Annotated in this window: 15 protein-coding genes and 2 pseudogenes; 6 read left to right on the top strand and 11 right to left on the bottom strand. The window is 68.5% G+C overall.

The window, feature by feature from the left end; all coding sequences use genetic code 11:
* Positions 1-12 precede the first annotated feature (12 nt).
* Complete coding sequence (locus tag IPG65_RS16775) at positions 13-840, bottom strand: transporter substrate-binding domain-containing protein (protein ID WP_293192000.1); 828 nt, start codon at positions 838-840, stop codon at positions 13-15.
* A 46-nt stretch (positions 841-886) separates the two neighbouring features.
* Positions 887-2,074, bottom strand: a complete 1,188-nt coding sequence (metC, locus tag IPG65_RS16770; protein ID WP_293191998.1) for a cystathionine beta-lyase — start codon at positions 2,072-2,074, stop codon at positions 887-889.
* A 149-nt stretch (positions 2,075-2,223) separates the two neighbouring features.
* Between metC and IPG65_RS16765 the strand changes: the two genes are divergently transcribed.
* The 4 genes from IPG65_RS16765 to IPG65_RS16750 all read left to right on the top strand — a co-directional run bounded on the left by IPG65_RS16765 (position 2,224) and on the right by IPG65_RS16750 (position 5,041).
* Entirely contained in the window at positions 2,224-3,138 is a 915-nt protein-coding gene (locus IPG65_RS16765; protein WP_293191996.1) for a LysR family transcriptional regulator, read from the top strand.
* Positions 3,139-3,237: 99 nt separating this feature from the next.
* Entirely contained in the window at positions 3,238-3,561 is a 324-nt protein-coding gene (locus IPG65_RS16760; RefSeq protein ID WP_293191994.1) for a hypothetical protein, read from the top strand.
* The gene (locus IPG65_RS16755) at positions 3,531-3,974 is read left to right on the top strand and encodes a hypothetical protein (RefSeq protein ID WP_293191993.1); all 444 of its coding nucleotides are present in this window, start codon (positions 3,531-3,533) and stop codon (positions 3,972-3,974) included. The genes IPG65_RS16760 and IPG65_RS16755 overlap by 31 nt, the downstream gene beginning before the upstream one ends.
* Before the next feature lie 167 nt (positions 3,975-4,141).
* Complete coding sequence (locus IPG65_RS16750) at positions 4,142-5,041, top strand: SMP-30/gluconolactonase/LRE family protein (protein ID WP_293191992.1); 900 nt, start codon at positions 4,142-4,144, stop codon at positions 5,039-5,041.
* A gap of 21 nt (positions 5,042-5,062) precedes the next feature.
* On the opposite strand, the pseudogene IPG65_RS16745 reads toward IPG65_RS16750, so the two are convergent.
* Both IPG65_RS16745 and IPG65_RS16740 read right to left on the bottom strand, forming a co-directional pair.
* Positions 5,063-6,519 (bottom strand): annotated as a pseudogene (locus IPG65_RS16745) (aldehyde dehydrogenase family protein).
* An 80-nt stretch (positions 6,520-6,599) separates the two neighbouring features.
* Positions 6,600-7,577 (bottom strand): tripartite tricarboxylate transporter substrate binding protein, encoded by a 978-nt coding sequence (locus IPG65_RS16740; RefSeq protein WP_293191990.1) that lies wholly within the window; start codon positions 7,575-7,577, stop codon positions 6,600-6,602.
* A 228-nt stretch (positions 7,578-7,805) separates the two neighbouring features.
* On the opposite strand from IPG65_RS16740, the pseudogene IPG65_RS16735 reads away from it, so the two are divergent.
* Positions 7,806-8,755 (top strand): annotated as a pseudogene (locus IPG65_RS16735) (IS110 family transposase).
* 52 nt (positions 8,756-8,807) lie between these two features.
* On the opposite strand, the gene IPG65_RS16730 reads toward IPG65_RS16735, so the two are convergent.
* Both IPG65_RS16730 and araD read right to left on the bottom strand, forming a co-directional pair.
* On the bottom strand, positions 8,808-9,518 hold the full coding sequence (locus tag IPG65_RS16730) for a ribonuclease activity regulator RraA (RefSeq protein WP_293191988.1): 711 nt from the start codon (positions 9,516-9,518) through the stop codon (positions 8,808-8,810).
* An 11-nt stretch (positions 9,519-9,529) separates the two neighbouring features.
* Positions 9,530-11,257, bottom strand: coding sequence for an L-arabinonate dehydratase (araD, locus tag IPG65_RS16725; protein ID WP_293193044.1), 1,728 nt, complete (start codon positions 11,255-11,257; stop codon positions 9,530-9,532).
* Positions 11,258-11,295: 38 nt separating this feature from the next.
* Here araD and IPG65_RS16720 point away from each other — a divergent pair, with 38 nt between their 5' ends.
* Positions 11,296-11,994 (top strand): GntR family transcriptional regulator, encoded by a 699-nt coding sequence (locus IPG65_RS16720; protein WP_293191986.1) that lies wholly within the window; start codon positions 11,296-11,298, stop codon positions 11,992-11,994.
* 129 nt (positions 11,995-12,123) lie between these two features.
* On the opposite strand, the gene IPG65_RS16715 is transcribed toward IPG65_RS16720, so the two are convergent.
* The 5 genes from IPG65_RS16715 to IPG65_RS16695 form a co-directional block, all read right to left on the bottom strand.
* Positions 12,124-13,230, bottom strand: coding sequence for an NAD(P)/FAD-dependent oxidoreductase (locus IPG65_RS16715; RefSeq protein WP_293191984.1), 1,107 nt, complete (start codon positions 13,228-13,230; stop codon positions 12,124-12,126).
* Positions 13,188-13,517, bottom strand: coding sequence for a ferredoxin FdxA (gene fdxA / locus IPG65_RS16710; protein ID WP_293191982.1), 330 nt, complete (start codon positions 13,515-13,517; stop codon positions 13,188-13,190). Before fdxA ends, IPG65_RS16715 begins: the two co-directional genes overlap by 43 nt.
* Before the next feature lie 147 nt (positions 13,518-13,664).
* Positions 13,665-15,053, bottom strand: a complete 1,389-nt coding sequence (locus IPG65_RS16705) for a GTP-binding protein (protein ID WP_293191980.1) — start codon at positions 15,051-15,053, stop codon at positions 13,665-13,667.
* Positions 15,054-15,055: 2 nt separating this feature from the next.
* On the bottom strand, positions 15,056-16,012 hold the full coding sequence (gene cysD, locus IPG65_RS16700) for a sulfate adenylyltransferase subunit CysD (protein WP_293191978.1): 957 nt from the start codon (positions 16,010-16,012) through the stop codon (positions 15,056-15,058).
* On the bottom strand, positions 16,009-16,782 hold the full coding sequence (locus IPG65_RS16695) for a phosphoadenylyl-sulfate reductase (RefSeq protein WP_293193043.1): 774 nt from the start codon (positions 16,780-16,782) through the stop codon (positions 16,009-16,011). Before IPG65_RS16695 ends, cysD begins: the two co-directional genes overlap by 4 nt.
* Positions 16,783-16,819: the final 37 nt, after the last annotated feature.

Below are 16,819 nucleotides of genomic sequence, written 5' to 3'. Positions count from 1 at the left end.
CTCGGCGCCGGCTCAGGGCTGCTTGTAGGGCGCGAAGACGAAGCTGCGCGTCATCTTCAGTTCGGAGTCCTTGCCGAACCACTGGTCGAAGATCCGCGCCGCCTTGCCGGATTTCTCCAGCTCGGTGAGAGCATCGTTCACGGCGGCCAGCACGCGCGCCTCGCCCTTGCGCACGCCGATGCCGATCTGCTGCGTGTCCACCGGCTGGTCCAGGATGCGCCACTTGTCGCGCTTGCCACCGATCAAGCCGATGAGCGTGGTCTCGTCGCCCGCCATCGACTCGACCTTGCCCTGCTCCAGCGCCAGGTAGGCGTTGGCCGGCGAGGGGAAGACCTTGAGGTCCACGCTGGTGATGACCTTGGGCACCTTCACCTCGTGCTGCGAACCGCTGATGCCCGCCATGCGCTTGCCGGTCAGGTCGGCGAAGCTCTTGATGGACGAGGAGGCCGGCACCATGATCTTCACGTCGGTGGCGAAGTAGTTGTTGCTGAAATCAACGAGCTGCGCGCGCTCGGGCGTGTGGGTCAGGTTGGCCAGTGCCAGGTCGGTGCGGCTCGACTGCAGGTCGGTGACGCGGGTGGCGCCGGTGATGAACACCAGCTCCGGCTTCACGCCGATCCGGGTGGCGACGGCCTCGCAGATGTCCACGTCATAGCCCACGAACTTGCGGGTCTTCGGGTCCGCGACGAACGAGAAGGGCTTGTACTGCGAGCCCACGCCGCATTTCAGGACGCCCGCCGCCTTGATGGTGTCGAGCTGGTCGGCGTGCGCCGCCGTGCCGAGGGCGCCGAGCGCCGTGAAGCCCGCGCAGGCCAGGAGGGAGTGGAGTGTCAGTTTCATGCTTCGTCTCTCTTTGGTTGAAGGTTCAAGGTCGTGGCGCGGGTGATCAGGCCGCATGGGTTGCCAACCGGCTCAGGCCGGCATCCAGATCGGCGATCAGATCCTGCGGGTGCTCCAGCCCCACGTGCACCCGCAGGCAGACATCCCCCTCGGCAACCGGCGTGCTGATGCGGTAGCTGGCGGGCTTGACGTGCAGGATCAGGCTTTCGAAACCGCCCCAACTGAACCCCATCCCGAAATGGCGCATGCCGTCGAGCATGGCCGCGACGGCCGCATCCGACGCCGGCTTCAGGACCAGCCCGAACAGGCCGGAGGCACCCTTGAAGTCGCGCTTCCACAGGTCGTGGCCGGGCGCGCCGGGCAGGGCGGGGTACAGCACCTCGCGCACCAGCGGGTGCTCGCGCAGCCACTGCGCCACGGCCAGGGCGCCTTCCTGGTGCTGGCGCAGGCGCACGGACAGGGTGCGCAGGCCGCGCAGGCCCAGGAAGGCGTCGTCCGGGCTGACCGTGATGCCCATGGCGCCGTGAAAGCCTCGCACCTGGCGATAGACGTCCCGGTCGCGGGCCACGATCACGCCGAGCAGGGCGTCGGAGTGGCCCACCACGTACTTCGTCAGCGAATGGATCGACAGGTCCACGCCGTGGCGCAGGGCCGGGAAGTTCAGCGCCGTGCCCCAGGTGTTGTCCATCAGCACGCGCGCGCCCGCCGCATGCGCCGCGGCGCAGATGGCCGGGATGTCCTGCACCTCGAAGGTGCCCGAGCCGGGCGACTCGGTGAACACCACCGAGGTGTTGGGCTGCAGCAAATCCTGGATGCCCGCGCCGATCAGCGGCGGGTAGTACGTGGTCGTGACGCCCAAGGCCTTGAGCACCGTCTCGCAGAACGAGCGGGTCGGCGGATAGACGCTGTCGGTGACCAGGATGTGGTCGCCCGGCTTGACGCTGGCCAGCAGGGCGATGGTGATGGCCGACAGCCCCGAGGGCGTGAGCATGGCGTTGGCGCCGTCCTCCAGGTCGGCCAGCGCGGCCTCCAGGGCGCGGTTGGTGGGCGTGCCCCAGCGGCCATAGGCGCGGTGACCGCTGGCCTTCTGCAGGTCGGCCACCGTGTTGAAGAGCACGGTGGAGCCCCGGTAGGGCGGAATGCTCACCAACCCCTGGGACAGGGCCTCGTCCCGGCCCACCCGGGTCACGCGCGTCTCGAACTGCGCCTTGGAGTCCGTCGGATCTTCGCTCATGGAAACCTCATCCTTGTGTGAAATGGCCGCTGGTTTTTGGCGGAAACCGCCTCTTTCGGGCACGCAGCGAGGTCCAGTATATTGACGCGATTTATGTTGGCAATAGTATAAAAATCAAAACATCATTTCCTATACGCAACAATCAAACCATGGAACCCGACCACCTCTCCCTGATCGCCGTGTTCGTCCGCGTCGCCCGGTGCTCCAGTTTCTCGGGCGCCGCGGCGGAGCTGGGCATCTCGACGGGCACCGTGAGCCGGCAGATCGCGAAGCTGGAGCGCCAGATGGGCGTGCAACTGCTCGAGCGCAGCACCCGCAACGTGGGGCTGACGGAGATTGGCAAGGCGTTCTACGAGCGCAGCAGCCACATCCTCCTGCTGGCCGAAGAATCGATGTCCACGATCCAGGAGCTGAACGTGGAGCCGCGCGGGACGCTGCGCCTCACGGCGCCCATGCTGTTCAGCATCCAGCACCTGGGGCCGGTGATTTCGCGCTTCACCGAGCGCTACCCGCGCGTGGAGGTGCAGCTCAAGATATCGGACCATCTGGAGAGCCTGAGCGGCGGCGATTTCGACATCGCCATCCGCATCACCAACCACCTGGACGACACCGTCATCGCGCGGCGGCTCGCGCCCATCCATTGGGTCGTGTGCGCCAGCCCCGCCTACCTGGCCCTGCATGGTGCGCCCGCCGCGCCGGCCGACCTGAAGGAGCACGAGTGCTACCACTACCCCAGCGTCATCAAGCAGGGGCGGTGGAGTTTCACCAAGGGGGACGTGGAGCACACCGTGCCGATCAGCGGCCGCCTGCGCGTCAACAGCAGCCAGATCATCGCGGACCACGCCCTGGCGGGCATGGGCATCGCACTGCTGCCGACCTACCTCGTCGGCGATCACCTCAGGTCGGGCCACCTGGTGCCGCTGCTGACGGGCTACCAGCCGACCGTCAACAGTGCGCTGTACGCCCTGTACCTGCCCAATCGGTACATGACGGCCAAGGTCCACTGCTTTCTCGATCTGCTGCGGGAATCGTTCTCGGAACTTCCCTATTGGGACGCCCGGTGAAGGGACGCTCGGCAGACAGCAGGGTTGTTGTTTGCAAATGAGAATTGTTCTCATATACTGGCCTCATCGACCATCCCGATCACTGGAAAAGAGGTGTCCATGTCCCGTTCTTCCCCTGGCAGCGACTTCGCCACCGAGGAATACGCCTTGCCCTGCGTCGAGGCCGTGCTGGCGGGCACGCTGGCGCTGATGACCGGGGTGGCGCAGGCCGCGCCGGGCTGTCCGCACGTCGGCTCCATGGCCGCCAAGATCGTCTGCAACCTCGGCGTGCTGGCCGACCACCCCCAGTTGAGCGAACCCATGCGCCAGATGCTGGCGCGCCTCATCGCGCGCTGGGAGCCGGTCGCGCGGTCCGCTCTGGCGGGCGAGTTGGCCCTGCCCGAGAAGGCACTATGGCTGCGCAGCCCTGCCACCGTGCAGTGACTCAGGGCGTGGCGGCGCCCCAGGTGGTGGTCGAGCACGCCGCGCTGCTGCGCCACTGGGCCGGCCTGCAGGAGCGCGTGAGCCGGCAGGCTCAGGAGCAAGCCCGCCGCTGCGCCGCGCTGGAGGCCGAACTGATGCACTGCCGCGCGCGCTGGGTGCTGGCGACCACGCAAATGCTGTGGGGCCTGGGCTGGCCCGGCGCCGCGCCGCCCCGGCCGACAGCGGTGGCGCCGGCCGGCGGGCCGTGGCGCGACGCCCGGCAGGTGATCTGCCAGACCGGCTGCGCCGGCCATGCCCACCCGTGGCGCGGCGACGAGGGCCAGTGCCGCCTCACCGGCGGCGACTGCGACCGCGTGCCGCCCTCGGGCGCGCAGGCCCGCGAGGCCCTGTCGGAGGCGGGCGCCGGCCGCTGAGAAAATTCATATAAAAAAGTGGCACTGGCCGGCATGGTTATTTCGCCAATAGCTATATAAAACATAGCGAAAAGACGGCTGATCCGCCCCGGCGAGCCACGCCGGACGACGCTCTCCCCGGGCCATGCCGCATGATGCGGCTCCATCGCACCCGAACAGGAGACGCCGTGACCCCTTCCCCGTTCCGCCCCGTGGCCGCCGGTTTCAGCTTTCTCGAAGGCCCCCGCTGGCACGACGGCCGTCTGTGGCTGTCGGACTTTTACACGCACCAGGTGTTCACCGTCGGTGACGACGGCAGGACGCAGGTGATCGCCACGGTGCCGCAGCAGCCGTCCGGCCTGGGCTGGCTGCCGGATGGCCGGCTGCTGATCTGCTCGATGCGCGACCGCCGCGTCATGCGGCTGGAGCCCGATGGCCGGCTGGTGGTGCACGCCGATCTCTCGCACATCGCCGGCGGCCACGTCAACGACATGGTCGTCGATGCGCAGGGACGCGCCTACGTCGGCAACTTCGGCCTCGACATGCGGAGCGACGCGCCCATGACCCTGGCGCGGCTGGCCCTGGTGCAGCCCGACGGCCAGGCCAGCGTGGCCGCCGAGGGCCTGTACTTTCCCAACGGGTCCATGGTCACCCCCGATGGCCGGACCTTGATCGTGTGCGAGACCTTCGGCAACCGCATCTCCGCCTTCGACATCCAGCCTGGCGGCGGGCTCGGGCCGCGGCGCGACTGGGCCGTGTTCGGCCCCGTGCCCCAGGCCGCGGACGTGCGCGGCGCCACGGCCGCGCTGGTGGTGGCGCCCGACGGCGCGGTGCTGGACGCCGAAGGCGCGGTGTGGTTCGCGGACGCCCTCGGCCGCCGCGTCGTCCGCGTGGCCGAAGGCGGGCGCATCCTGCAGGAGCTGCCGACCGGGCCGATGGGTGCCTTCGCCTGCACGCTGGGCGGTCCCGGGCGCCGGACGCTCTACGTCTGCGTGGCGCCCGATTCCATGGAACACAAGCGCACGCCGGCGCGCGAAGCCGTCCTTTGGGCGACCGACGTGGCCGTGCCGGGCGCTGGCTGCCCGTGACGGTCGGCGGCCGGTGCGCGATCAGGCCAGCGTGTAGGCTGTCTTGACGGTGGTGAAGAACTCCTGGGCATAGCGTCCCTGCTCGCGCGGCCCGTAGCTGGAGCCCTTGCGCCCCCCAAAAGGCACGTGGTAGTCCACCCCCGCCGTCGGCAGGTTCACCATCACCATGCCCGCCTGCGCATGGCGCTTGAAGTGCGTGGCGTACTTCAGGCTCGTCGTGGCAATGCCCGCGGAGAGGCCGAACTCCGTGTCATTGGCCACGTGCAGCGCCTCCTCGTAGTCCTTCACGCGGATCACGCTGGCCACCGGCCCGAAGATCTCCTCGCGGTTGATGCGCATGGCCGGCACGGTATCGGCAAACAGCGCCGGCGCCATGAAGTAACCCTCATGGCCGCTGCCCGTGTGGCAGGCGATGCGGCTGCCGCCGCTGACCAGGTTGCCACCCTCGGCCTTGCCGATCTCCACATAAGAGAGGTCTTGCTCCAGTTGCCCCTGGCTGACCACCGGCCCCATGTCCGTGCCAGCGGCCAGCGCCGCCCCGACCTTGATGGCCTCGATGCGAACCTTCAGCGCTTCGACGAATGCGGGATAGATCTTGTCGGTGACGATGATGCGGCTCGACGCCGTGCAGCGCTGGCCCGTGGAATAGAAGCAGCTTTGCGCGCTCAGTTCCACGGCCTGCTTCAAATCGGCATCGTCCAGCACCACCTGCGGGTTCTTGCCGCCCATCTCCAACTGCACCTTCTTGCCCGATGCCACGCAGGCCGCAGCAATCTCCGGCCCACACCCACCGAGCCGGTGAAGCTGATCGCCGCCACGCCGGGGGTGGTTGACCAGCGCTTCGCCGATCACACGCCCCCGGCCCATGACCAGGTTGAACACGCCGGCAGGGATCCCGCTGCGGTGGATGATGTCCGCCAGCGCCCAGGCGCTGCCCGGCACCAGGTCGGCCGGCTTGATGACCACGCAGTTGCCGAAGGCCAGCGCCGGGGCGATCTTCCAGGCTGGAATGGCGATGGGAAGTTCCAGGGCGTGATCAGGCCCACCACGCCGATGGGCTCGCGCGTGACCTCCACGCCGATGCCGGGGCGTACCGACGGAACCGTCTCGCCCGCCAGGCGCAGGCATTCGCCGGCGAAGAACTTGAAGATCTGCCCGGCGCGCATGACTTCGCCAATGGCCTCGGCGCGCACCTTGCCTTCTTCACGCGCCAGCAGCTCCCCGAGTTCCTCCCTGCGAGCCAGGATTTCGGTGCCGATCTTGTCCAGCGCATCGGCGCGCGCCTGGATGCCGGAGGTGCTCCACGCAGGGAAAGCGGCCTTCGCGGCGGCCACGGCGGCATCCACGTCGGCAGCATCGCCCTGGACGTATTCGCCCACGACATCGGACAGGTCGCTGGGGTTGAGGTTGGGGGCGGTGTGGCCGGTGGACACCCACTCGCCGTTGATGAGCAGGGAGTGGACTTGGGAGGCGGACATGGGCGGGTCTCGGGTTCGGGTCGTTGCGAAGAAGGGCGCCGCGCACGGCGCCGTTGGGGGGCGGAGGGCGCGGGAGCGCGCTAGTCCGCCGAGGCGCCGGATTTCTTCACCAGCGCGGCCCAGCGCGGGATCTCGCGGGCCATGTGCTCGCGCAGTTCCTCGGGCGTGCTGCCCACGATCTCCATGCCGAGCTGGTCGGTGAGCTTGGCCTTCACGTCGGGCTGCTGGAGCGCCTTCACGATCTCGGCGTTCAGCCGCTGCACGATGGGCTTGGGCGTGCCCTTGGGGGCGTAGATGGCTTGCCAGGACGACATCTCGAAGCCCGGAATGCCCGACTCGATCATCGTCGGCAGTTCGGGCGCGAGCGCGATGCGCTGGCCCGTGGTGACGGCCAGCAGCTTGAGCCGGCCAGACTTCACCAGCGGCAGCGCGGCGGTGAGCTGGTCGAACATGAAGGGCACCAGGCCGGCGGCCACGTCGGTCATGGCCGGGGGCGTACCCTTGTAGGGCACGTGCGTCAGCTTCACGCCGATCAGGTCGGACAGCATCTCGCCCGCCAGGTGCGTGGAGGTGCCGGCGCCGGAGGAGGCGAAGGTGCGCTTGTCGGGGTCCTTCTTGATGAGCGCGATGAGTTCCTGCACCGAGTTCACGCCAAGCTGGGCGTTGACGATGAGCACGTTGGGCAGGCGCGCCACCAGGGTGATGGGCTCGAAGTCCTTCATCGGGTCGTAGGTCAGCTTCTTGTAGAGGCTGGCATTGATGGCGTGTGTGCTGATGGTGCCGCCGAACAGCGTGTAGCCGTCGGGCGTGGCCTTGGCCACGTAGGCGGCGCCGATACCGCCGGCCTGGCCGGGCTTGTTCTCCACCACCACGGATTGCTTGAGGCTCTCCTGCAGCTTATGGGCGATGGTGCGGCCCACGATGTCGGTGGAGCCGCCGGCAGTGAAGGGCACCACGTAGGTGATGGGCTTGGCGGTGGGCCATTCCTGGGCCTGGGCGCTGCCGATCAGCGGCAGCAGGGCGGCCAGCAGGGTGGCGGCGCGGCGGGTCAGTGGCATGGTGGTCTCCTTATATCTTTCAAATAATTCAAACTTCAGTGGTCGAAGTGCAGGCAAGCACGTCGATCAGTGAACGGGTTGACTCGCCATTGCGCAGCCTGGGTCTCCTGCGAGCCCGAGCTCGAACCACAGCACAGGGCGCGCGGTGGTGGTCTTTTGTTCTGCTGCATCCCGAATGGTTGATCGAACACATTTCGTATTCATAAGGCTGGGAGCCGGAGAACTGCTATGAGTGCACCTGTCTACGTGGGTATCGATGTCGCCAAGGCCAGCTTCGAGGTGGCTGCCAGCGGCGAGGCGCAAACCTTGAGTCTGGGCAACGACGAGGCGGGCCACGCCGAGTTGTGCCAGGTGCTGGTACCGCTGGCACCGCGCCTGATCCTGCTGGAGGCCACGGGCGGCCATGAGCGACTGCTGGCGCTTGCGCTGGCTGCGGCGGGCCTGCGCGTTTCGGTCATCAACCCGCGCCAGGCACGCGACTTCGCCCGCTGCACGGGCAAGCTGGCCAAGACCGATCGCATCGACGCGCAGGTGTTGCGCGGCTTCGCCGCCTTGCTGGACGCGCAGGGTCATGAGCCGCGTGCGCTGCTCGATGCGCAGCAGCGCGAACTCACCGCGCTGGTGACGCGCCGACGTCAGTTGGTCGCCATGCTGGTGGCCGAGCGCCAGCGCCTGGCGCTGGCCCATCCGAAGGCCAAGGCCAGCATCCTGGCGATCATGGATGCGATCGCCGCCCAGCTCCACGACGTGGACGGGCAGCTGCGCGAACACGTGCGGGCTCACCACGCTGACCTGGCCAAACTGCTGACCTCCGTCAAAGGCGTTGGCCCCACGACAGCCAGCACGCTCCTGGCGCAGCTGCCTGAACTCGGTCACCTCAACCGCAGGCAGATCACCTCGCTGGTGGGCTGGCCCCGATGAACCGCGACTCGGGCACCTTGCGCGGGCAGCGTCATATCTTCGGCGGGCGCTCCGACGTGCGTCGCGTGCTCTACGTGGCCGCGCTCGTCGGTACACGCTTCAATCCAGTGCTCAAAGCCTTCTACGCAAAGCTGCTGGTGGCGGGCAAACCCAAGAAGGTCGCCCTCGTGGCCTGCATGCACAAACTGCTGATCATCCTGAACGCCATCGCTCGCACCAAGTCGCCTTGGCGCAACGAGATCGCAGGGATAGCTTGAGTTAGTCATTCAAGATGGTTGCTGGGGTCTTGGGTGGGTGAATCGAGGCGGGTCAGCGTCCGCGGGCCTGGCGCCAGGCGGCGAAATCGGTGCGGCTTTGTTCGTCGGTGGGCGGGTACAGGCCCAGGACGGAGCGGCCTTCCATCACCTTTTCCTGCACGAAGTCTTCGAACACGGTCATCTCGGTGGCCTCGGCCGCGATCTCGTCGGCCAGGTGCGCGGGGATCACGATCACGCCCTCGGCATCGCCGACGACCACGTCGCCCGGGAACACGGGCGCGTCGCCGCAGCCGATGGGGCCGTTGATCTCGATGGCCTCGTGCAGCGTCAGGTTGGTGGGCGCGCTGGGGCGGCTGTGGTACGCGGGCATGGCGTATTTGGCGATGTCGGGGCTGTCGCGAAAGCCTCCGTCCGTCACCACGCCGGCCGCGCCGCGCTGCATCAGCCGCGCCACCAGGATGCCGCCGGCCGAGGCGGCGCGCGCGTCCTTGCGGCTGTCGATCACCATCACGGCGCCGGGCGGGCACCGCTCCACCGCCACGCGCTGCGGGTGGTCGCGGTTCTGGAACACGGCGATGCCGTTGCGGTCCTCGCGCGCCGGCATGTAGCGCAGCGTGAAGGCCTCGCCCACCATGTTGGGCAGGCCGGGGTTGAGCGGGCGCACGTCCTGAATCATTTGGCCGCGCAGGCCGCGCTTGAACAGCGCGGTGGCGAGCGTGGCGGTGCTGACCTTCATCAGCTGGTCGCGGGTGGTCGGGTTCATGGGGTCTCCTGTCAAAAAATGTCGGGCTCGGGCACGGGCGGGCCGAAGGTGGTTTCAAGAAAGTCGAAGTCGCAGCCCTCGTCGGCCTGCTTGATGTGGCGGCCGAACATCCAGCCGTAGCCGCGCTCGTAGCGCGCGGGCGGCGGCGTCCAGGCCTGGCGACGGGCGGCGAGTTCCTCGTCGCTCACTTCCAGATGGATCGTGCGCGCGGGCACATCCACGGTGATGCGGTCGCCGGTTTTGACCAGCGCCAGCGGGCCGCCGATGGCCGCTTCAGGCGAGCAATGCAGCAGGCAGCCGCCGTAGCTGGTGCCGCTCATGCGCGCGTCCGACAGGCGCAGCATGTCCTTGACGCCCAGCTTGAGCAGCTTGGTGGGGATCGGCAGCATGCCCCACTCGGGCATGCCGGCGCCCTTGGGGCCGGCGTTGCGCAGCACCAGGATGTCGTCGCCCGTCACATCCAGGTCGGGATCGTCCACCGCCTTCTTCAGGCTAGGGTAGTCGTCGTATACCAGCGCGCGGCCGGTGTGCCGCAGCAGATGCGGCGCGCAGGCGCTGGGCTTGATGACCACGCCGTCGGGCGCCAGGTTGCCCCGGAGCACGGCGAGGGCGCCTTCGGCGTAGATGGGGTTGTCCAGCGGACGGATCACGTCGTCGTGGTAGACCTCGGCGTCCGCGATGTTCTCGCCAATCGTCTTGCCGTTGACGGTCAGCGCCTCGGTCTTCAGGTGGCCACGGATACGCTCCAGCAGGGCGCGCAGGCCGCCAGCGTAGAAGAAATCCTCCATCAGGTAGGCGTCGCCGCTCGGCCGGATGTTGGCGATCACCGGCACGCGGCGGCTGAAGGCGTCGAAATCCTCCAGGCTCACCGGATGCCCGGCGCGGCGCGACATGGCGATCAGATGGATGATGGCGTTGGTCGAGCAGCCCATCGCCATGGCGCAGGCGATGCCGTTCTCGAAGTTGGCGCGCGTGAGCATGCGTGCGGGCGTGAGGTCTTCCCACACCATCTCGACGATGCGGCGACCGCACTCGGCGCTCATGCGGATGTGGTTGGCGTCGGCGGCGGGAATCGACGACGCGCCTGGCAGCGCCAGGCCCACGGCCTCGGCGATGCCCATCATGGTGGCGGCCGTGCCCATGGTCATGCAGGTGCCGTGGCTGCGGGCGATGCCGGCTTCCATCTCGCTCCAGGCCTGGTCGCTCAGGCGCCCGGCGCGCCGTTCGTCCCAGTACTTGAAGGCGTCCGAGCCCGAGCCCAGGACCTGGCCACGCCAGTTGCCGCGCAGCATGGGGCCGGCGGGCAGGTAGATGAAGGGCAGGCCCATGGATAGCGCGCCCATGGTCAGGCCGGGTGTGGTCTTGTCGCAGCCGCCCATCAGCACCGCGCCGTCCACCGGGTGGCTGCGCAGCAGCTCCTCCGTCTCCATCGCCAGGAAGTTGCGGTAGAGCATGGTGGTCGGCTTGACCATGCTCTCGCTCAAGGAGATGGCTGGCAGCTCCAGTGGGAAGCCGCCGGCCTGCAGGATGCCGCGTTTGACGTCTTCGACCCGGTGCTTGAAGTGCGCGTGGCACTGGTTGGCATCGCTCCAGGTGTTGACGATGGCGATCACGGGCTTGCCCATCCAGTCGTCATGGCCATAGCCCATCTGCAGCACGCGCGAGCGGTGGCCGAAGGAGCGGAAGTCGTCAGGGGCAAACCAGCGTGCGCTGCGCAGGGAGTCGGGAGTTCGTCGTATCATGTAAAATATTAAAACACTAATACATTAGTGCGTCAATGGGAAAATGCCGTGTGCTCGAAAAAATCCGCCTCGATCGTCTGCGGCATGCCGCTCCCCAAGTCTTCGACAGGCTGCGCGATGCCATCGTGTCGCTGGAACTGGCGCCCGGTACGGTGCTCGCGCGCCATGTGCTGGCCGAGCAGTTCGGCATCAGCCAGACGCCCATCCGGGACGCGCTCATGCGGCTGGGCGAGGAGGGGCTGGTGGACATCTTTCCCCAGCACGCCACCGTCGTGAGCCGCATCGACGTGCCGGCGGCGCGCGAGGCGCATTTCCTGCGCCGTTCGATCGAACTGGAAATCGTGCGGGGGCTGGCGCGGCAGGTGCCCGAAGGGCTGATTGCCCGGCTGCAGGCGCAGATCGTGCTGCAAACCACGCTGGCCGAAGCGCAGAACTACCGCGACTTCGTGGCGGCCGACCAGGAATTCCACCGCCTCATGTACGAGGCGGCCGGTGTGCTGGGCCTGTGGAACCTGGTGTGGCGCATGTCGGGCCACGTCGACCGCCTGCGCCGGTTGCATCTGCCCACGGCCGGCAAGGCCGAAGCCGTCCTGCGCGGCCACCAGGCCATCGTGGAGGCCATCGCGCGCCAGGACTCGGAAGGCGCGCAGGCGACGCTGCGCGCGCACCTGTCGGGCACGCTGAGTGCGCTCGACGAGATCTGCGCGCGCTATCCCGAATACGTGACCACCTAAGGCCAGCCGCCGCGGCAGCCTTCTGGCCGATCGATCGGCGACAGGTGCCGATTAGCTCCTGAATAGATAGCTGCCTGCGCAGTATCCACACGGGATACAGGCCAATTTGGCTTGATTTTCTGGTGCGGATCAGTGCTCGTCCGGCGGTGGCGGCGCCACGCCCAACACCTTGTGCAGTTGCGTGCTGCTGGTGGTGTACTGGAAGAACACGTCCTTGCCCGGAAAGATGTGCGGCAGGGCGCCGTAGGCGGCCAGCGTGGCTTCGTGAAAGCCGCACAGGATGAGCTTCTTCTTGCCGGGGTAGGTGTTGATGTCGCCCACGGCGAAGATGCCCGGCTCGCTGGTGGCAAAGCGCTCGGTGTCCACCACGAGCTGCTTGCGCTCGATGGCGAGCTGCCAGTGGGCGATGGGGCCGAGCTTGGGGCTCATGCCGAAGAAGGCGAGCAGGGCATCCAACGCGACGCGGCGCGTGACGCCGTCGGGGCCGGTGACCAGGGCCGCCGTCATGCGGCCGGCTGCTTCCTCGAAGCCGGTGACCTGGCCCACCATGAACTGCATCTGCTGCGCCTCGCACAGCGCGCGCATGCGCGCCACCACCGCCGGCGCTGCCTGGAAGCCGTCGCGTCGGTGCAGCAGTACCACGCTGGCGGCGCGGTGCTCGGGGTGGGTGGCGAAGTGGATGGCCCAGTCCAGCGCCGAATCGCCGCCGCCGGCGACCAGCAGGTGCCGGCCGACCAGCCGCGCCGGGTCGTGCACGCGGTAGAAAAGCTGCGTGTCCTCGAACGCCTCGATGCCCGGCACCTTCAGCGGCCGGGGCTGGAAGGCGCCCACGCCGGCGGCGATGAACACCGCCTTGGCCAGCAGGCGCAGGCCGCGCGCGGTTTCGACGAGAAAGCGCCCATCGTCCTGGCGCTGCACCACGCTGACCTCGTGTCCCAGGTGGAAGGTGGGCGCGAAGGGGGCGATCTGCTTCATCAGCGCATCGACCAGCTCCTGCCCGCTGCACACGGGGATGGCGGGGATATCGTAGATGGGCTTGCCCGGGTACAGCTCGGCCGGCTGGCCGCCGACGTGGGGCAGGGCGTCGATGACGTGCGCCCGGACTTCGAGCAGGCCCAGCTCGAACACCTGGAACAGGCCCACCGGCCCGGCGCCGATGATGGCGGCGTCGGCTTCGATGGGCGGGGTGGCCGTCAACGCTTGAGTTCCGCCAGCTTGTCGGTGCGGTCCTTCCACTCGTCGGCGTCGGGCAGTGGGTCCTTGCGCTTGGTGATGGTCTTGTAGTTGGGCGAGCGGGCCAGCTCGGCGTTGATTTCCGTCATGTGCTGCTGGTCCCTGGGCACGTCTTCCTCGGCGTAGATGGCGTTGACGGGGCACTCGGGGATGCAGACGGCGCAGTCGATGCATTCATCGGGGTCGATGGTGAGGAAGTTGGGGCCTTCCTTGAAGCAGTCGACGGGGCAAACGTCCACGCAATCGGTGTATTTGCAGCGGATGCAGGCTTCGGTGACGACGTGGGTCATGTTGTGGGGTGCGGATTCGGGTGAGGGTGCGGCGTGGCGCCAGGGCGGCCCGCTCTCAGGGAAAGCCCGTAATTTTAGGGCTTGCGCGCCGCCCCCGCGGCCATCGCCTTGCTCGGCGTGCGGGGATCGGGGCGGACTTGATGCGCGTCAACGCACCAGCGCCGCTCCCGAGGTCTTGTGGCTGGCGGTGTCCACCAGGATCAGCGATCCCAGCACGCGGCTGCGTGTGAACGGGGCGGCCGGGATGGCCTCCTGCAGCAGCAGCTCGACGTGGCCGATGGCGTTGGGCTCCAGCTGCGTGGCTTCCTCGCTCGCCAGGGTGTGGATGTCCAGGCGCTCGACCACGCGGCGCACCTTGGCCTTGATCCAGCGGTGGCCGTGCAGCGCCCAGTACACGCGGCCGGCGACGAGGGGTTCGTCGTCCATCCAGGCGATGGTGGCCGACAGCTCGCGCGTGGTGGGCCAGGCAGGCGTGGCGGCGGGGGTGTCGAAGTCGTCCTCGGCCGCCGCGGACGGCGCGGGCGCGGCCACGATCCAGTCGCCGCGCGAGATGTCCACCTCGCGGTCCAGCACGATGCCGGCGCTGTGGCCGGCGGCGATGCCGCGCGGCACCCGCGCGTGGTCCAGCACCTGGGCCACCACGGCCTGCTGGCCGCCGGGCAGCACCTGCACCGGAGTGCCGGGCGCCACCTCACCGGCGGCCACGCGGCCCCAGAACACGCGGCGGCCCTGGCTGGTGTCGGATGACGATGAAAACTTCTCGACCCACTGCACCGGGAAGGCCAGCGGCAGCGCGCGCTCCGGCGGCGTGGCGGGCAGGGTCTCCAGCAATTGCAGCAGGCTCGGGCCGCTGTAGCCGGCCCAGTCGGGCTGCGCATCCACCACGTTCCAGCCCTTGAGGGCGGACACGGGAATCGTCGCCTCCACCACGATGCCGGCGGCGTGCGCGAAGGCGGCGAGCTGCTGGCGGATGTGGGCGAAGGCGAGCCGCGGGTCGTCCACCGCGTCGAGCTTGTTGACGGCGAACACCAGCGAGGGCACGCGCAGCAGGTGCGCCAGCAGGCTGTGGCGGCGCGTCTGCGGCAGCAGCTTGAGCCGCGCATCGCGCCAGTCGAGCTTGGTGGCGTCGACCAGCACCACGGCCACGTCGGCTTGCGAGGCGGCGGTGACCATGTTGCGCGTGTACTGCTCGTGGCCCGGCGCGTCGCCGATGATGAACTTGCGCGTCTCGGTGCTGAAGTAGCGGTAGGCCACGTCGATGGTGATGCCCTGCTCGCGCTCGGCCTGCAGGCCGTCGGTGAGCAGGGCCAGGTCGGCCTCGCCACCGCGCGTGACGCCGGCCAGGTGGTCGCGCAGCACGGCCTGGCTGTCCACCAGCAGGCGGCCGATCAGCGTGCTCTTGCCATCGTCCACGCTGCCGCAGGTGATGAAGCGCAGGGCGGTGCGGGTGTCGCCCGGGGCACCGGTTTCAGTGCCAAAAGTGCCTTCAGCCCGCGTGCCTTCTGCGGTAGAAGCTATTGAATTGATAGTTTCCATGATCAGAAGTACCCGTCTTTCTTGCGCTTTTCCATCGACGCTTCGCTGGTCTTGTCGTCCATGCGGGTGGCGCCGCGCTCGCTCACCTCGGCGGCCAGGGTTTCGATCACGATCTCGGCCGGCGTGGCGGCGGGGCTTTCCACCGGGCAGGTGCAGGTGATGTCGCCAACAGTGCGAAAGCGCACGGTGCGCGTCTCGGCGGCCTCGCCCTCGCGCACGGGCGTGAGCGGGGTGACGGGCACCAGCAGGCCGCGGCGCTCGACCACCTCGCGCGGGTGGGCGTAGTAGAGGCTGGGCAGCTCGATGCGCTCGCGCTCGATGTACTGCCACACGTCCAGCTCGGTCCAGTTGCTGATGGGGAACACGCGGAAGTGTTCGCCGGGCGCCAGTCGCGTGTTGAACAGTGTCCACAGCTCGGGCCGCTGCGCCTTGGGCTGCCATTGGCCGAAGCTGTCGCGGTGGCTGAAGATGCGCTCCTTGGCGCGGGCCTTCTCCTCGTCGCGGCGGGCGCCGCCGATCAGCGCGTCGAAGCGGAACTCGTCGATGGCTTCCAGCAGCGTCACCGACTGGTGCACATTGCGCGACTCGCCGGGATGGGCCAGGCGCACGGTGCCGCGCGCCATCGAATCCTCGACGCTGCGCACGATGAGCTGGGCGCCCAGCTCCTGGGCGCGGAAGTCGCGGAAGTCGGTCACCTCGGGGAAGTTGTGGCCGGTGTCGATCATCAGCAGCGGGTACGGGATGCGCCCGCGGCCGAAGGCCTTCTCGGCGCAGCGCAGCATGACCAGCGAATCCTTGCCGCCCGAGAACAGCAGGGCGGGGCGCTCGAAGGCGGCGGCCACCTCGCGCAGGACGAAGATGGTTTCTTCTTCCAGCGCGTCGAGGTGGGCGTTGCTCAGGCGGGGAGCGTCGGCGGGCGCGGCCGATGCCAGCAGGGCGGGTTCGGTGAGCGCGTTCATGCGGCGATTCCTTCAGGGGTTTTCACGTGCAGGCCGCATTCCTTGGCCTGTTCATCCTCCCACCACCAGCGGCCGGCGCGGAAGTCCTCGCCGAGCGTGATGGCGCGGGTGCAGGGCGCGCAGCCGATGCTGGGGTAGAACTGGTCGTGCAGCGGGTTGTAGGGCACCTTGTGCCGGCCGATGTAGTGCCACACGTCGCCCCAGGTCCAATCGGCCAGGGGGTTGTACTTGAGGAGCCGCTTGCTCTCTTCCTCGGCGCGGTCGATCAGCGGCACCTCGGCGCGCGCGCCGGACTGCTCGCGCCGCAGGCCGGTGACCCAGCCGGCCTGGCCGTGCAGGGCACGCGCCAGCGGCTCCATCTTGCGCACGCCGCAGCAGGCCTTGCGCAGGTCGATGCTCTTGTACATGGCATCGCGGCCTTCGCGGGCGACGAACTGCACCACCGATTCCCGCACCGGCCGGTACACGGTCAGCGGCGCGTGTGGGTGGCGTGCCTGCTGCGCGGCGAGCTGGTCGAGCAGGGCCAGCGTCTCGGCGTGCAGCGCGCCGGTGTCGAGCACGAAGACGGGGACGGGCAGCGCGTGCTGGTTGATGAGGTGGGTGATGACCATGTCCTCGGCACCCAGGCTACTGGCCTGCGTCACCGGGCCAGTGGCGGCGGCCTTGAGCAGGGTCACCACGGTCTCGTGGAGCTTGGCCTCGAAGTTGGCGGAGGCGCGGGCGTGCAGATCGACGGCCGAGGCGGTGGGTACATCGGCGCCGGGAAGCATGCTGACGGCCGCGTTCAAGTCGTCCCCACGCTGCTCC

This window comes from Ottowia sp. (genome assembly GCF_016703145.1).
GTDB lineage: Bacteria > Pseudomonadota > Gammaproteobacteria > Burkholderiales > Burkholderiaceae_C > Ottowia.
This window is presented reverse-complemented; position numbering and strand designations above follow the sequence as displayed.

What these genes read in the sequence shown, in the direction of transcription:
- IPG65_RS16720 (WP_293191986.1), top strand. Translation starts at nt 11,296, where the DNA reads ATGGGAAAATGCCGTGTGCTCGAAAAAATCCGCCTCGATCGTCTGCGG.
- fdxA (WP_293191982.1), bottom strand. Translation starts at nt 13,517, where the DNA reads ATGACCCACGTCGTCACCGAAGCCTGCATCCGCTGCAAATACACCGAT.
- metC (WP_293191998.1), bottom strand. Translation starts at nt 2,074, where the DNA reads ATGAGCGAAGATCCGACGGACTCCAAGGCGCAGTTCGAGACGCGCGTG.
- IPG65_RS16775 (WP_293192000.1), bottom strand. Translation starts at nt 840, where the DNA reads ATGAAACTGACACTCCACTCCCTCCTGGCCTGCGCGGGCTTCACGGCG.
- IPG65_RS16705 (WP_293191980.1), bottom strand. Translation starts at nt 15,053, where the DNA reads ATGGAAACTATCAATTCAATAGCTTCTACCGCAGAAGGCACGCGGGCT.
- IPG65_RS16695 (WP_293193043.1), bottom strand. Translation starts at nt 16,782, where the DNA reads ATGCTTCCCGGCGCCGATGTACCCACCGCCTCGGCCGTCGATCTGCAC.
- IPG65_RS16730 (WP_293191988.1), bottom strand. Translation starts at nt 9,518, where the DNA reads ATGAACCCGACCACCCGCGACCAGCTGATGAAGGTCAGCACCGCCACG.
- IPG65_RS16765 (WP_293191996.1), top strand. Translation starts at nt 2,224, where the DNA reads ATGGAACCCGACCACCTCTCCCTGATCGCCGTGTTCGTCCGCGTCGCC.
- IPG65_RS16755 (WP_293191993.1), top strand. Translation starts at nt 3,531, where the DNA reads ATGGCTGCGCAGCCCTGCCACCGTGCAGTGACTCAGGGCGTGGCGGCG.
- IPG65_RS16760 (WP_293191994.1), top strand. Translation starts at nt 3,238, where the DNA reads ATGTCCCGTTCTTCCCCTGGCAGCGACTTCGCCACCGAGGAATACGCC.
- IPG65_RS16740 (WP_293191990.1), bottom strand. Translation starts at nt 7,577, where the DNA reads ATGCCACTGACCCGCCGCGCCGCCACCCTGCTGGCCGCCCTGCTGCCG.
- cysD (WP_293191978.1), bottom strand. Translation starts at nt 16,012, where the DNA reads ATGAACGCGCTCACCGAACCCGCCCTGCTGGCATCGGCCGCGCCCGCC.